Origin of the sequence: Bacillus cereus group sp. Bce019 (assembly GCF_051781745.1) — a bacterium.
Lineage (GTDB): Bacteria > Bacillota > Bacilli > Bacillales > Bacillaceae_G > Bacillus_A > Bacillus_A cereus.
In genome coordinates this window covers 1-275 of sequence record NZ_JBPWJX010000110.1, presented here as the reverse complement: position 1 = coordinate 275, position 275 = coordinate 1, and the positions used below count along the sequence as shown (strand labels likewise).

Here is a 275-nt window from a genome sequence, read left to right as displayed (position 1 = left end):
ATACGCATAGCTGTCTGATTTATCGGAAGAGACGGGAAAACCCAACCATCATCAACTGATTCAATATTTCTTTGTCTAAAGATGCATCAAAAACAGCAATTCTTTCCGGTAAAAATTTTCCCATAGCAACGGCTACATTGTTTTGATTCAGATAAAATTCTTTCAATGTATTTTTATTGCTACACATAATCGTGAAAGGCTGATTGTGTATGAGTCCGGTAATGACATATTCTGAAAAAATTTTTCTTGAAACCTCATCAGGGTTCATTAAGAAA

1 protein-coding gene is annotated in these 275 nt (G+C 33.8%); it reads right to left on the bottom strand.

Features of this window, described 5'->3' with window-relative positions; genetic code table 11:
- Positions 1–19 precede the first annotated feature (19 nt).
- The coding region (locus tag ACS2QP_RS27660; protein WP_438883047.1) for a hypothetical protein at positions 20–275 on the bottom strand (256 nt) is incomplete at its 5' end.